Below are 14,419 nucleotides of genomic sequence, written 5' to 3'. Positions count from 1 at the left end.
TAAGCAGAGTGTGGGCGTCCCGCTCGCAGCGGGCGAGATGGCCGCACTATAGGATTCAAACTATAGGATTTAAAAAATTCGGTTGACCTACTTATCAGCGTTCATTGCTGAGGTAAAACTGCTGCACCAATTTCGCCAACGTGGGTTTCGCGGGATGAATTTCTTTCATCAACTGTTTGAGTAACGCGGCTGGGGTAAGCCAAAACGCTTCAGAGAAATCATTGGAATTATAGGCAGGTGTTGCATCGGATTGAATTTCGTATACCGTCATGAAAGCTGGTACATCGTTTTTGTAGGGACTGAGGTAGCATAACTGACGGTAGGAAACTGCCGTTATCTTCCAATTCAACTCTTCTTGCAATTCACGGCCAAATGCTTCGTCGTATCCTTCTCCGTGTTCTACATGACCTGCAACACTGAAATCGAGCCCATTTGGAAAAATGCGTTTATAGGCGGTTCGACGCGGAATCCAAAGTTGCCCTTGTGTGTTGATCACGAACGCATTGATGACCCGAAAGTTGGGCAAGCCTCGCTGATACGCCTCTGCTCGCCACTGTTGCCCCACCACCCGATCGGTCTCATCGACGATATCGAGCCATTCGTCCTGCATTGTCCTACAATCCCGTGTTCTCTATCCACACCACCTTAACTCAGATCAAGTCCTGCGGATGCTCAACCAAACTCGATCAACTGCCGGCTTCACTTCTGTCAGAGATTAATGGCATGGTGGCGATTGGCATACTGGCGATTGGCATACTAGAGTTAAACCGAGTCATTCCTGCTGTCTTTGTGCAGCCGATGCTGTGCCTGTGACCTACTCATCCGACCAACCATCCCACTCCAGTCCATCCTCACCGGATGCTGCACCACACTCATCACCGCCTCCTGAGTCGGTTCAGGGCGTTGTCGAGCGACTGACGTACCATTCAGAAGAGTCGGGCTATACGGTAGCCCGCTTAAAAGCCCCCCGGACCAGCGAGTTGATTACCATCGTTGGCAATTTTGCTGGCATTCAGCCCGGACAGACGCTACATCTAGAAGGTACCTGGCGTGATCATCCCAAATATGGTCAGCAGTTTCAGGTGACAAAATATCGAGAAACCAAGCCTGCTACTCTGACCGGCATCGAAAAATATTTGGGTAGCGGTTTGATCAAGGGCGTCGGACCCGTGACGGCAAAGCGAATTGTGGCCCACTTTGGCTTGGATACGCTGGATATTATCGAACACCAGATCGAGCGTTTGGCCGAAGTGCCCGGCATTGCTCAGAAACGCGTCAAGTTGATTCAGGCCGCTTGGGCAGCTCAGCGGGTGATCAAAGAAGTGATGTTGTTCCTGCAGAGCCACGGGGTCTCCACTACCTATGCCGTCAAAATTTATAAGCAGTATGGCGATCAGGCAATTGAAACAGTGACCCGGAATCCCTATCAGTTAGCGGCGGAAGTGTATGGGATTGGCTTTATCACTGCCGATGCAATTGCCCGCAATTTGGGCATTTCTCCGGGGTCAGAATACCGCTACCGCTCTGGAATTTTGCATGTGTTGCAAGAGGCTGCCGAGGACGGCCATTGCTTTTTGCCCCAGACAGAACTGGTGGAACAGACGGTGAAACGCTTGGCGCTGGGCGATCACCAACCCGATCCAGCAGAATTAACCGCCCTCACTACCCAAATGGCTCTGGATGGAGAGCTAGTGATGCAGGGGGGCAGTGGCGACCAGCAAGGAGAGTTTATTTGCTACCACCCACCCTTTTACGGCGCTGAGTTCAAACTGGCGGAGCGGTTGGCTTTGTTGCTGAGCGAGCCACTCAGTGTTGATTTGCCGCGTGTGCAGCGCTGGATCGATCGGTTTACAGAAAAAACCGGGCTTTCCCTTTCTAAGCAACAGCGTCAGGCCGTTGAAATGGCAGCCAGTCAGCGGATGTTGGTGCTCACCGGCGGACCGGGAACCGGCAAAACCTTCTGTACGCGCACGATCGTCGCCCTCTGGAAGGCCATGGGCAAGTCGATTGCTCTGGCTTCCCCTACCGGGCGAGCCGCCCAACGGTTGCAGGAAATCACCGGGCAGGAAGCCAAAACCGTGCATCGCCTGCTGGAATTTGACCCAACAACGATGAAGTTTAAGCGCGACCTCGATAATCCAATTGCAGCCGATGCCCTTGTGATCGACGAAGCATCGATGCTGGATTTGTTCTTGGCGCACTCGTTGCTGAAGGCGATTGCACCCAATGCACAGCTTTTGCTGGTAGGGGATGTGGATCAGCTGCCTAGCGTCGGGCCGGGCAATGTGCTGGCCGATTTGATCAATTCAGACGTAGTGCCAGTGATTCGTCTCACCGAAGTGTTTCGACAGGCCCAGACCAGCCAAATTGTCCATAACGCTCACCGCATTAATCAGGGCCAGATGCCTCAGTTGGAACCCGTTTCCAGCCAGCCTCGGTCGGATTGTCTGTGGCTAGCGGCTCCCCAACCTGAAGACGGCATCCAGGCGATTCGCGATTTAGTCACCGATTTAATTCCCCAGTTGGGGTTTGAGCCGACCCGCGATGTGCAAGTCCTCTGTCCGATGACGCGGGGTGCAATCGGCACGCGCAGCTTAAACCAAGCGTTGCAGCAATTGATCAATCCGCCTAGCGCTGCCAAAGCCGAACTGATTCGGGGAGGCCGGATCCTGCGAGTCGGAGACCGGGTGATTCAGCAGGTGAATGACTATAACCGAGAGGTGTTTAACGGCGATCTGGGCACCATTAGCACCATCGATGTCGAAGAACAAGATGTGACTGTGCAATTCGGTGAGCGTTCCGTGGTTTATGATTTGGCCGATCTGAACGAAATTGACTTAGCTTGGGCCGTCAGCATTCATAAAAGTCAAGGCAGTGAGTATCCGGCTGTTATCTTACCGATATACATGCAGCATTACCTTTTGCTTTCTCGTAATCTCATCTATACCGGCTTGGCTCGCGCCAAACGCTTGGCAATTTTCGTCGGTACTCAAAAGGCGATTGGCTTCTCCGTGCGTCAAATCAAAAATCAGCAGCGCTATACACTATTAGCGAAACGGCTTCAGGCATTTTGACTGAACCTTTTCCTGGACAAGTATGCTGTTTTTCCTCCTGACTCCTGACTATGCCACAAACAATCGCTGCAAATCGGTCATACTCCGCGCTACTGGCGTTGGAGAGAGTTGCTCGTGGAATAGAGTTTCGTAGAAAAAGCAGGAGACTCCGGCAAAATTGCGGCGGCGGACTTCTTGCAGCTGCTGCTCTACCAGGCCAGTACTGACTGATCTAGTTCTCAACCCCGTGAGGATCCCAACGGCGGTTGGAATATGATTTTGGGCATCCATCACCTCGGCTTTGCTGATTTCGCTAATAAAGCTGGTCATGTTATCGCGATACACTTGCAGCACCAGTTCCTCGATTAAGCCCTGCCGTTCCCAGTTTCGCCAGTCTAGGGCATAGTTAGCTTTGGAAAACGCCAGCGGATTGGGCGACAGGGAGATCCGACAGTCAGATTTGGATTTAACAGCGCTATAAATCTGCGTTAACAGATGCGTCAGCTTATCAGCCAACCATCTTAGCCGCTGTGAATTAGACATATCCTGAGGCATGACCCTACCCGTTTCTGTTTTGTACAATTCCTGCGTAAATGAGTCGTAGCCTAGCTCCACCGGGAAACAAAAATGATCATCCAACTGCACGGCATCAACCGCATAGCGAGCCGCCACATCGGCAATTAAATCAACCATGAATTGCTGCACTTCTACTCGGCAAGGATTGAGCCAGACGTGAACATCGGGCTGCCCAGTCATATGGTTGATCCGAATCGGTTCGCCGCGTTGATCCAGCGTCAGCAGGTGGGCTTGTCGATGGTGCAGCGGTGAGTTAGCCGGAATGGCTAAGCCGTACTCAAACCAGGGAACAACCCGCAATCCACAGGTTTTGGCAGCGTCCACCAGTTCAGCCAGCATATCGCGGTTGGCAAAATGAGGATCGGGAGAGACACAAGCACCCGTAAATGTCTCTGCGACCGGACTAGGATAGAGCGTAAACCCCCGCTGCCATACAACCGGATAAATTGTCGTGAATCCCAGTGCCTTTAGTTGTTGCAGGCCAGTCTCAATACTGTGACGAGACCAGAGGACATCACTATCAACATTCGTCAACCATGCACCGCGCAGTTCCTGTAACTGTACTTGAACATGAGGCAGAAAAAAATAGCCAAACCTGCCCACTGGGTCGATGGGTTGCTTCAGCTTGACGAAACCATGCTGCCCAACCCGGAAGGCATATTCAATTCCCAATGTGCTGCCAGCACTGACACTAGCTTTATCACGAGCTGGCAACAGAAAAGACTGAGCCGGCATTCTTTTAAAAACCGTATTCCGAACGACTGTTAATTGCGACATCTAATAGCTCCTTACAGTAGCCGACAAATTGGAACTGAGATAAGAAGATGGCTGAAACGAGAGATCTGGCTAACCGAGTATTACCCAAGCAAAATATATACCCTTTAACGTATGGGTTTATCTTATCCTCTCTCTCTAAAAATGGCTCCTATAACATTTCAGCTAATTTTGCTTAATTTACGATTCTTATATTCCTTGCAAATCCAAAAAATTCCGACTGATTGACAACCACGATTTCCTTCCGGCTGCCTAGCCAAAACCTGACAGTCAATCTAACCTATCTCAATCATCCCCAACAGCCGTCGCGCCTGGCTGCCGCACGGCGCAGAAGCCACCCATCTTCCCCTACGCCCATCCACCCTACAACTATCCAGCCAACTCAGCGATACAAAGCGATACAAAGCGATACAATAGGTGGGTCAAAATTATTCATCTCGACTGAAGCAAATTAGGCGGCGCAATGCGTATCTCTCTAAACTGGCTGCGAGAACTCGTGGATATCACCCTCACCCCGGAAGAATTGGCCGATGCGTTGACTATGGCTGGGTTTGAGGTCGAGGACATTGAAGACCGTCGGGCTTGGGCGGATGGCGTGGTGATTGGCAAGGTGTTGAGCCGCGAAAAGCATCCCAATGCCGATAAGCTCAGCGTTTGTACGGTCGATATTGGGGCGAAGCAACCCTCTACCATCGTCTGTGGAGCCGCCAATGTCCGAGCCGACATTTATGTCGCGGTGGCAACGGTGGGCACCTATTTACCGAAAGTAGATTTGAAGATCAAGCCGCGCAAACTGCGGGATGTGCCCTCGGAAGGGATGATTTGCTCGCTGGCCGAACTGGGCCTTACCAAAGAATCGGAAGGGATTCACATTTTTCCGCAAGCCGATCTCCCCGTTGGCAGCGATGCCCGCCCCTATCTCGGCCTCGATGATGTGATTCTGGACCTGACCTCCACCGCAAACCGGGCCGATGCCCTTAGCATGGTAGGAATTGCCCGCGAAGTGGCCGCCATTACCGGAGCCGCACTGAAACTGCCGTCGATTCCAGAATTCTCGGTGCAGCAGGGAAGTGACCTCAGCGTCAAAATCGAGGAGGGCTGCCCGGTCTATATCGCGACGGTGATCAAAGGACTGAAAACCGCACCTTCACCGGAATGGCTGCAACAGCGCATCATCGCTGCCGGCAGTCGCCCAATTAACAATATCGTTGATGTCACCAACTACATCATGCTGGAATGGGGCCAGCCCTTGCACGCCTTTGATCTAGACCGGCTGCAAACCGTCACCAACAGTCAAAATTTGACGATTGGTGTCCGCTATGCCCACTCTGGCGAAACCCTGACCACACTCGACAGCCAGGAACGCAGCCTACAAGAGCAAACGCTGTTGATCACCGCCAACGACCAGCCTGTGGCTCTAGCGGGTGTGATGGGCGGTGAATCCACCGAGGTGCATGCCGGCACCCAGAATGTGATGCTAGAAGCGGCGGTCTTCGATTCGGCAGCGATTCGGCGGTCGGCTCGCTCTCAGGGGATGCGGACTGAAGCGTCGGCTCGATTTGAACGGGGTGTTAACCAGGCCGAGCTGATGTTGGCCTGTCGGCGGGCAATTCAACTCATGACCGAAATGGCGGGCGGCACGATTGGCACTCAGGCGGTGCAGGAAGTCCGCCATCAGACCACGACGCGCACGATTGAACTGCGGTTGGAACGGGTGAATCAGATCCTCGGTCCGGTGCTACTGGAATCGGAACGCGCCTATGCTCAGCATCGCAATGGTGACTCGCGTCGCAGCAATGGCTCCGCCCGCAATGGAGAGCCAGCCTCTGATGAACTGGGCGAACTGAAAGCCGCAGATGTCGAGCGTATCCTGACCGCCCTCGGCTGTGAGCTGGCTTCTACCGATACGTCCGATGTTTGGATGGTGACAGTACCGCCCTACCGCTATCGCGACCTAGAGCGGGAAATTGACCTGATCGAAGAAGTGGCGCGGCTCTACGGCTACAACAACTTCTGCGACACCCTGCCCGATAAGACCGAAGCCGGATTTTTGCCGGAAGAACAGGCTGCAATACGCCGAATTCATGCCACGATGCGAGCTGTGGGACTGACAGAAGTGATCCACTACACGCTGGGTAAACCAGAAAACGAACAGCAAATTGTGCTGGCCAATCCCCTGTTCACCGAGTATTCGGCGCTGCGAATGGAGCTGATTCCCGGTCTAATCGATGCCTTTCAGTACAACCTGGAGCAGGGCAACGGACCGCTGAATGCCTTTGAAATCGGGCGAGTATTCTGGCGACAAGAAGAAGGGCTGACCGAAGCCGATCAGGTCGCCGGCATCATGGGAGGCGATCCGTTTCGGGGCCGCTGGGTCACGAGTGGCCGCCCGCAGCCGCTCACCTGGTACGAAGCCAAGGGCATGCTGGAAAGCGTCTTTACCCAACTGGGGCTAGAGGTAGAATACCAGCCGGATCGCCGCAATCCCCTACTCCACCCCGGACGCACCGCCTCGCTGTGGCTGAATGGTGATCGGCTCGGCACCTTTGGGCAGCTCCATCCCCAAGTGCGGCAACAGCGCAACCTCCCCGACGAAGTCTATGCCTTTGAGCTGGATCTAGATGTGCTGCTGGATCACATGCTGCAAGAAGATAAACTAATTCCCGTCTTCCAACCCTATTCCAGCTACCCCAGCTCCGACCGCGACATTGCCTTCTTTGCGCCAGCTAAATTCTCGGTGGCCGACATCGAGCGAGCCATCCGGCAGGCGGGCGGCAAGCTGCTAGAGTCGGTGGAGCTGTTCGACGAATATCGCGGTAAAAATGTCCCAGAGGGTCAGCGCAGTCTCGCGTTTCGGTTGGTGTATCGGGCCAGCGACCGCACCCTCACCGACGAAGACATCGACCCTGTGCATCAAAATGTGCGGGAAGTACTAGAGGAAAAATTCCAGGCCGCGCTCCGCAGTTAATCCCGCCCTCAATCCCGCCCTCAATCCCGCCGTTAATCCTGGGTGATTCATGCCAAAATCCCGCAAGCTCGAAGAACTCCAGGCGCAGCTCAACCAGATCCGGGCTGAACCAACCACCGACGAGGCGGTTGCAGTCCTGCGGCAAATTCTCGCCAGTAAACACAACATCGCCATTGCCCAAGCCGCCCGGATCATCCGCGATGCCAACCTGCGCGAACTGATGCCCGATCTGGTGACGGCCTTTAATCGCCTGATGCAGAATCCGGCCACTGCTGACCCCAACTGCCTCGGCAAAAAAGCAATTGCGGAAGCGCTGTATCACCTGGAGTATTCCGAGGAGTTCCTGTTTCTCAGCGGCATTCACCATGTGCAAATGGAACCCGTTTGGGGCGGTCAGGTGGATACGGCTCCCGGACTGCGGGCCACTTGTGCGCTTGGCTTGGTGCGGATGAATTACCCCGATGTGATGGTGGAACTGGCCGATCTGCTGGCCGACCCGGAATCCGAAGCCCGGATTGGCGCGGTGCGTGCCTTGGCCTACACCTCGGATCCGCAGGCGGTGCCTTTGCTTCGCCTCAAAGTCCAGCTCGGAGACGAGGCTGCTGTTTTATCGGAATGCTTTGCCGCCCTGCTGCGCTTAACTCCCACTTCTCTGCCGCTGGTGGCTCGCTTCCTGAATCAGGCCAATCCCCAAATTAGCGAAATGGCGGCACTGGCTTTAGGCGAATCTCGGATTCCAGAAGCCCTGCCGCTGCTGCAAACCTGGTGGAAACAAACGCAAGACGCTGATTTGCGCCAAACCGGACTGTTAGCCATCGCCATGCTGCGGAACGATGCAGCGATCGAGTTTCTGCTGGATTTAATTCAAAACGGCAGCAAACCCGATGCTCAAATTGCTCTGGCGGCCCTGCGCATCTACCAAGACGACCGCGAACTTGCTACCCGCATTCAGCAACAGCTCGATCTGCGCCCGGATGGGTTGAGAGCGGAGCTGTAATCTCAGTAAAGTTTTTAGAATCGACTTCTGAGGGTAGCCAGTGAAGCTTGGAGGATAATCGATTAGCATAGAGGCAACTTCTTGCCTTTCGGACTGTATGGTTGACCTGATCAATTTTCAACCGTATCTCCAATCCATTCAACGCCACTATGCAGAATGGCGAACCCTCTACACCCTGACAGAGATTGAAGGGAACCAATCAGTCAACAGCAACAAAAACAAGCGAACATCGCCATTTGCTTTTGATCTAATGGTGCAGGCCGTAAAAAACAAAGCACCAGAAACCTCAGGACAGGAGAGAACTGAGAATCCAGAACGGCAGCCCGTACTGAAGGGACTGCGCGATTCTTTAACTGAAGCCACGCATGTTTTGTTGATTGGCCGACCCGGTTCAGGCAAATCAACTGCACTAGCACGGTTGCTGCTAGAAGCAGCCCAACACAGCCAAGGAGACATTGACGAAACTACTAGAATTCCTGTGTTGGTAGAACTTCGTTATTACCAGGCTTCAGTGCTTGACTTGATTCGAGAATTCTTCAAACGGCATACATTGCCTTTAGAAACCCATCAGGCTACTTACTGCATTAGGAGATGTTGATCCAAACATCCGTAAAGAAATCATTGCAGCCTTAGTGAAGCTCGGCAATCAGCAAGTAGCCTCTGGATTGATTGAACTACTGAAAGACGATGAGCTAGATTCCAGTAGTTGTTGGGGTATTGCTATTGTATTAAGTCAAATTGAAGGCAATGTGACTGCTGAACATTTACCTGACCTCATTAGGCTGATTTCTTCAAGGATGCAATGGCAAGCGCTTTGGGCAATTCTCGGTATTCAAGAACAGTGCAAATTCTATAACTATGATATTGCCAAATTTACTCCCCCTGCACCAGCCAGACAGGAGGCTGGAACCGAGAATCAGGGGCAGACAATCTACATTATCGAAACCTTCCATGCCAATCACTCGACTCTCAATTTGGGCGGCACGGTGCAAGGCGCTCAAATCATTAATCCACCTCACAAGCCCGACCCCTAAAATAGAACTGTAGAAACAGCGCTTACTATGCAGATCACAATTAACCTACCTGATAATCTTGCCCAACTGGATCAGGCAACTCTGATTCAAGAAATCGCAATAGCCCTTTTCCAACAGCAACACATCACCTTTGACCAAGCTGCCCAACTCGCTAGAATCCCCCAGAGCGAATTTCAACAGCTCCTGACCAATCGTAACATTGATGTTTCTGGAACGATCGCAAACGATCCCGATGACGAACCCGAAACACTCATTCTAGAGAGTCTGCGCACCTCACTTCAACAGATCTGCGAGGGCAAAGTTCATCCCATATCCGAACTGTGGGACGGCATTGATGTCTGATGGTTCAGTTTCAAATCTTCTTCTCTGACGAATTCAAACAGCGGCTGCGAATCCTAGCCAAACGATATCGACACATTCGATCTGATCTGCAACCCCTACTTAATGACCTCCAAGCTGGTAACTTAATTGGCGATCATCCTGGAATTGGGTACACCGTTTTCAAAGTCCGGCTCAAAAACAGCGACATTCAAAAAGGTAAGAGTGCAGGCTATCGCGTCATTTACCAGCTTAAAGATTCTGTTTCTGTCCTATTGGTGACTATTTACTCTAAGTCTGATCAGAACGACATTGCAGTCGATAAAATTCGAGAAATTATTGCTCGCTTCCAAGCGCTAGAACCTTGAAACCCATTCCATAACTACCATGCAAAACAATACTTTCAATATCGGTAACTTTAACGCAAATAATACTGCTGTCAATCTTGGTGGCACGGTGCAAGGCGATCAAATTATCAATGCCCCAGAACAAACTGTTGAAGTGATACTGGCCGATTTTAAGCAATTCCTCAACGATTTACAGCAGCAATATCCTAATGCTACTGACGAAACAGCGCTTCAAGTAGTTGATGCAGAATTTACAGAAATGAAGCGGTCCCAACCTTGGCGGTGGCAAAACTTCCTCAACCTAAAGCGGTTATGGAACGGAGGTAAGAAAGCTGCTTTCAAAGTTGGCGAGCATTATGCCGAGCAAAATCCGTTGGGTAAAGCGGCGATTGCATTGCTGGAAGGAGTAATGGAAGAACCAAAGTAAAGAAGTTCACAAGCAGTTTGCTTCTGCGCCTCCTAATTGATAACCTCCAAGCTAGTTCTGCTACACTCAGAGCAACTGTACTCATCAATCGGGCGCTTTTGTTATGACGATTCCTCCCGAATTGGCCGATCCTCGCGACGCCTCAGCCGCTTTGCTAGCCCAGCTTTCTCAGGAACCGCCGAGCGAAGAAATTGTCTTTCCGCCCGGACATCTCTATAGCAACGAACCGCCTGTGGAAGCCGAACTGCATCTTCGTCAAATTTTGCTGTTGATCCAAATGATTGAATGGCTGTGGCAAGATCGGCAGGATTTTTATGCCTTTGGTAATCTCACGGTCTATTTCAGTCCCAACCAGAAAAAATCCGAAGATTCACGTGGACCGGATTTCTTTGTAGTATTAGGCACCGAACGCAAACCGCGACGTAGTTGGGTAGTTTGGGAGGAAGATGGTAAATATCCAAACGTGATTATTGAGCTGCTGTCTCCCTCTACGGCTGAGACAGACCGCACGACTAAAAAGCAAATTTATCAAGATATATTCCGAACGCCTGACTACTTCTGGTTTGATCCAGAAACGTTAGAGTTCAAAGGCTTTCATCTGGTTGATGGGCAATACCTCGAGCTAGAGCCAAATCAGCAGGGCTGGTTGTGGAGCCAGCAACTTCAGCTATTTCTTGGTATCCACGACCGCAAACTACGCTTTTTTACGCCAACGGGCGAACTCGTGCCAACTCCAGAAGAAGTGCTGAGAACAACCCAGACCCAGCTCGAAACCGAACGGCAGCAGAAGGAGTTGGAGCGGCAGCAGAAGGAAAAACTAGCCGCCAAGCTACGAGAATTGGGTGTGGATCCCGATTCGATATTCAGAAGCGAGTAGCTTGACTGAACTGCCACTCACTGCTACTCAATCGCCAACGACACCCGCTCGCCGCCCACAGCTTTCATTTCTCCCAACAGCGTCACGACCTGCTCATAGGGCAATTTCTCCGCCGCTTGCAGCACCACAATGCCCTTGGGATTTTCTTCCAGAAAGGCTTTCACCGCTGCCGTCAGTGCCGTTTTTTCTGTAGGCTGGTCGTCAAACAAAATCTCGCCTTCCGGATTGAGTTCGACAATCGCGATTTTGGGTTCTGGTTCCACTGGCGTCGGTGTATCCTGGCTGGGCAACTGCACCTCTACCCCTTGCTGTAACGTTAACGTCATCGACACAATAATGAAAAACGTCAGCACCACCATCAGCACATCCAGCATTGGTACCAGATTGACGGTCGGAATGTCCGAGCCGCGTCGCTGCCGTTTAAATCGCATAGGTTGATTCAGCCTTAGCCTGATCCGTGACATCAGCTATCAGCATAGCTTGTTTGTCCTACCAGCCTAACGATATTGGCGATACACATCGCTGGCAACTCGATGCAAAATCGAATGGCGATACACCAGCGCTTCAAAGTCATCGGCGTAGCCGCCGCCAATCACACAAGCCGTTGGGTAGCCCTGTTTCAAACAGGTGCTCAATACCTGCATTTCGCGGCAAAGCAATCCTCGATCGCTGAGGGCTAATTTGCCCAGTCGGTCGCCCAAATGCACATCAACACCAGCATCATAGAAAACTAAGTCGGGTTTGACTTCGGTTAACAAATCGGGCAGATAGCTGCCTAAAACTTGCAGGTAGTCGTCATCCTCCATACCTTCAGTGAGAGCTACGTCGAGATCGCTATGCTGCTTCGTGCCGGGAAAGTTGACTTCGCAGTGCATTGAAAAGGTAAACACACGCGGTTCATCTTGAAAGATAAAGGCTGTGCCGTCTCCTTGGTGCACATCCAGATCCACAATCAAAATTTTTTCGACCCGTCCTTGCTCTAGCAGCACCCGCGCCGCAATCGCCAGATCGTTGAAGATACAGAAGCCAGAACCATAGCTGGGAAAGGCGTGGTGGGTGCCTCCTGCCGTGTTGCAGGCCAGCCCGTATTCTAACGCCAGATGTGCCGTTAAAATCGTACCGCCCACAGCAATGCAGGTACGATTGACGAGCTGAGGACTCCAAGGTAGGCCAATCCGGCGCTGGGCTTTGGCATCTAATGTGCCTTCGCAGTAGTCGCGCACATATTCGGGCGTATGCACTAGCTCAATCCAGTTGAGTGGTGGCAAGACCGGCTGATGGAACTGGGCAGGATGGGCTACCTCATCGGCCAACAGCACTTCGTATAAACGGCTGAATTTTGCCATCGGAAAGCGGTGTCCTGGCGGTAGGGGCGCAACATAATTCGGGTGATACACAATCGGCAAATCCATCCGCAGCAGAATTCTCAAGAAATTGTTCAGTCTATCTTTACCTAGGATAAAGTGCGCTAGGCTGGCCTTATCAGTTCATTCAATTCATTGATTGAGAACAGCCTCTCGATTGAGAATAGCCCCACACGACAGAAAAGGACATCAGCCCTATGAACGTAGTTTGGCAGCAGGATAGTCCCACTCCCAGCCGTGCCGAGGATTTCGCGACGATCAGCCAGTGGTGGAGCAACCTTAATGGTAAAGAAATTACCTGGCGGCAGCGGTTGATTCCCGAAATCGGCAGCGTCGCCGACCTGGACTGGGAGCCAAAACGCTTCGATGAAACCTTTCAAATCATCACGCCCAACGTGCGCGGCATCACGCTCTACTGGCGCAAACCCGATTTCCAAGACGAACGCAGCACTACGCCCTACAAACTAGAGCTAGATCCACTCCAGCAGCAGCTTTTCATCTATCCCCAATCCCAGCGGGGCGTCGTGATTCGGGTAGCGTTGCCCCAGGTGGTGTATCAGCAGGTGAAAATCAAGCAGCCGCAGTTGGGCGTGACTCAAACCGGCGGCCAGGCGCTGTTAACCATCCGAGATGAAGCGCAGCGGCTAGAGGTGCAGGTTAGCCTCAGTCCGGAGAAGTTGGCCGAGCTGAAGCAACAGTTGGGGTAGTAGAGCGGGTGGGAAGATGCGGGAGATGCGGCTCGTGAGCGTCGCCGAACGAGGGAAGATGGGGAAGAGAATGGAGTGAATCTTCGGACTCCTGTCTCCTGTCTCCTACCCTGTCAATCAATTTCACAAATAAGGAAAAAACTATGCCCGAAGAACAACCCGATCAATTTCGGTTTGGACGCACCATTGCTCTAGCAGGAGTAGTTTTTGTGATCAGTCTGGCGATTCTGACACTGACGCTGCTAGCTTTGAACCTGCTACCCAACCTGGTTCCTATCCTATATCCAGCTTCTAATTCATTATTGTATTCACGAGATCATTCACTCATCACACTCACACAAGAACCTATGGTTGAACCAGAATCTAATCCATCGAATCCAATTTATGCGGCTATTTATACTGCTCAACAGGCTTGGGTTAACGGTAATGCAGATGAATTTGCTGATTTATTTACAGAAACTGGTGAATTCGTTGTGCCCGGTCACGTCTATCGAGGTCGGGATGCAATTCGTGACGTTACAGCTGAGTTTTCTCAAACTCACAACAATGTGCAAATCGATATCCATCGTATCATTAGCGAAGGCAGTCAAGCCGTGGTGGAATGGCAGTGGCAAGATACAGACATTGCTAGCGGAAAACGGACTGTTGCTGATGATGCCATTGTGGTTGATTTTGAAGCAGACTTGATTAAACGCTGGCGGGAATATATCGATGCCACCAGTAGCTCGTTGGGCTAGGCGAGCTATAGGCACAGGGACGGCTATGCCAACAGGCTACGCCAACGACCGCTGCTTCCAACCTTCAGGTCGGGTAAATCCGCAGGTCTTTATCCTAATCGCCTGCCCATGCGTTTAGATTACGCCGATCGCACTCAGCTACTGCATTGCCCCAGCAATTCCCCTCTCGGCTCATACTACAAGCATGGAGGAATCTGGTATAAACCCTATAACTACCAATCAACGGGCTAGGACTGTTGC

16 protein-coding genes are annotated in these 14,419 nt (G+C 51.9%); 12 read left to right on the top strand and 4 right to left on the bottom strand.

All coding sequences use genetic code 11. The features are described from left to right. Positions 1-94 precede the first annotated feature (94 nt). Positions 95-610: an NUDIX hydrolase gene (locus HJG54_RS11600; protein WP_316435102.1), complete on the bottom strand. Its 516-nt coding sequence runs from the start codon at positions 608-610 to the stop codon at positions 95-97. On the opposite strand from HJG54_RS11600, the gene HJG54_RS11595 reads away from it, so the two are divergent. Together HJG54_RS11595 and HJG54_RS11590 are read left to right on the top strand one after the other, a co-directional pair. Continuing rightward, positions 610-813, top strand: a complete 204-nt coding sequence (locus tag HJG54_RS11595) for a hypothetical protein (protein ID WP_316435101.1) — start codon at positions 610-612, stop codon at positions 811-813. The two genes, HJG54_RS11600 and HJG54_RS11595, sit on opposite strands and share 1 nt — an antisense overlap. Next, positions 810-3,074, top strand: coding sequence for an ATP-dependent RecD-like DNA helicase (locus tag HJG54_RS11590; protein WP_316435100.1), 2,265 nt, complete (start codon positions 810-812; stop codon positions 3,072-3,074). Before HJG54_RS11595 ends, HJG54_RS11590 begins: the two co-directional genes overlap by 4 nt. 48 nt (positions 3,075-3,122) lie before the next feature. On the opposite strand, the gene HJG54_RS11585 is transcribed toward HJG54_RS11590, so the two are convergent. After that, complete coding sequence (locus HJG54_RS11585; protein ID WP_316435099.1) at positions 3,123-4,406, bottom strand: family 10 glycosylhydrolase; 1,284 nt, start codon at positions 4,404-4,406, stop codon at positions 3,123-3,125. Between the two features lie 460 nt (positions 4,407-4,866). On the opposite strand from HJG54_RS11585, the gene pheT reads away from it, so the two are divergent. From pheT to HJG54_RS11545, 8 genes are all read left to right on the top strand, one after another. After that, positions 4,867-7,371, top strand: a complete 2,505-nt coding sequence (gene pheT, locus HJG54_RS11580) for a phenylalanine--tRNA ligase subunit beta (protein WP_316435098.1) — start codon at positions 4,867-4,869, stop codon at positions 7,369-7,371. Positions 7,372-7,420: 49 nt separating this feature from the next. Continuing rightward, positions 7,421-8,368, top strand: a complete 948-nt coding sequence (locus HJG54_RS11575) for a HEAT repeat domain-containing protein (RefSeq protein ID WP_316435097.1) — start codon at positions 7,421-7,423, stop codon at positions 8,366-8,368. 97 nt (positions 8,369-8,465) lie between these two features. Beyond that, positions 8,466-8,966, top strand: coding sequence for a GTPase (locus HJG54_RS11570; protein WP_316435096.1), 501 nt, complete (start codon positions 8,466-8,468; stop codon positions 8,964-8,966). A gap of 199 nt (positions 8,967-9,165) precedes the next feature. Further along, positions 9,166-9,402, top strand: a complete 237-nt coding sequence (locus tag HJG54_RS11565) for a hypothetical protein (protein WP_316435095.1) — start codon at positions 9,166-9,168, stop codon at positions 9,400-9,402. A gap of 27 nt (positions 9,403-9,429) precedes the next feature. Next, positions 9,430-9,744, top strand: coding sequence for a UPF0175 family protein (locus HJG54_RS11560; protein WP_316435094.1), 315 nt, complete (start codon positions 9,430-9,432; stop codon positions 9,742-9,744). After that, entirely contained in the window at positions 9,744-10,088 is a 345-nt protein-coding gene (locus tag HJG54_RS11555) for a type II toxin-antitoxin system RelE/ParE family toxin (RefSeq protein WP_316435092.1), read from the top strand. The genes HJG54_RS11560 and HJG54_RS11555 overlap by 1 nt, the downstream gene beginning before the upstream one ends. A 19-nt stretch (positions 10,089-10,107) precedes the next feature. Next, positions 10,108-10,494 carry a hypothetical protein gene (locus tag HJG54_RS11550; RefSeq protein ID WP_316435091.1) on the top strand — a complete coding sequence of 129 codons (387 nt, stop codon included), beginning with the start codon at positions 10,108-10,110 and terminating at the stop codon, positions 10,492-10,494. Positions 10,495-10,597: 103 nt separating this feature from the next. Continuing rightward, positions 10,598-11,371 carry a Uma2 family endonuclease gene (locus tag HJG54_RS11545; protein ID WP_316435090.1) on the top strand — a complete coding sequence of 258 codons (774 nt, stop codon included), beginning with the start codon at positions 10,598-10,600 and terminating at the stop codon, positions 11,369-11,371. Between the two features lie 23 nt (positions 11,372-11,394). Here HJG54_RS11545 and HJG54_RS11540 read toward each other — a convergent pair whose 3' ends face one another. Together HJG54_RS11540 and HJG54_RS11535 are read right to left on the bottom strand one after the other, a co-directional pair. Beyond that, positions 11,395-11,802, bottom strand: coding sequence for an ExbD/TolR family protein (locus HJG54_RS11540; protein WP_036004904.1), 408 nt, complete (start codon positions 11,800-11,802; stop codon positions 11,395-11,397). Positions 11,803-11,868: 66 nt separating this feature from the next. Continuing rightward, entirely contained in the window at positions 11,869-12,801 is a 933-nt protein-coding gene (locus HJG54_RS11535; protein ID WP_316435089.1) for a histone deacetylase, read from the bottom strand. A 131-nt stretch (positions 12,802-12,932) separates the two neighbouring features. Here HJG54_RS11535 and HJG54_RS11530 point away from each other — a divergent pair, with 131 nt between their 5' ends. Together HJG54_RS11530 and HJG54_RS11525 are read left to right on the top strand one after the other, a co-directional pair. Beyond that, a complete protein-coding gene (locus tag HJG54_RS11530) occupies positions 12,933-13,442 on the top strand; it encodes a hypothetical protein (protein WP_036004895.1) in 510 nt (169 codons plus the stop codon). A 143-nt stretch (positions 13,443-13,585) separates the two neighbouring features. After that, positions 13,586-14,179: a nuclear transport factor 2 family protein gene (locus HJG54_RS11525; protein ID WP_316435088.1), complete on the top strand. Its 594-nt coding sequence runs from the start codon at positions 13,586-13,588 to the stop codon at positions 14,177-14,179. Positions 14,180-14,419 lie beyond the last annotated feature (240 nt).

This window comes from Leptolyngbya sp. NK1-12, from assembly GCF_032598965.1.
Classification (GTDB): Bacteria; Cyanobacteriota; Cyanobacteriia; order Elainellales; family Elainellaceae; genus Elainella.
This window is presented reverse-complemented; position numbering and strand designations above follow the sequence as displayed.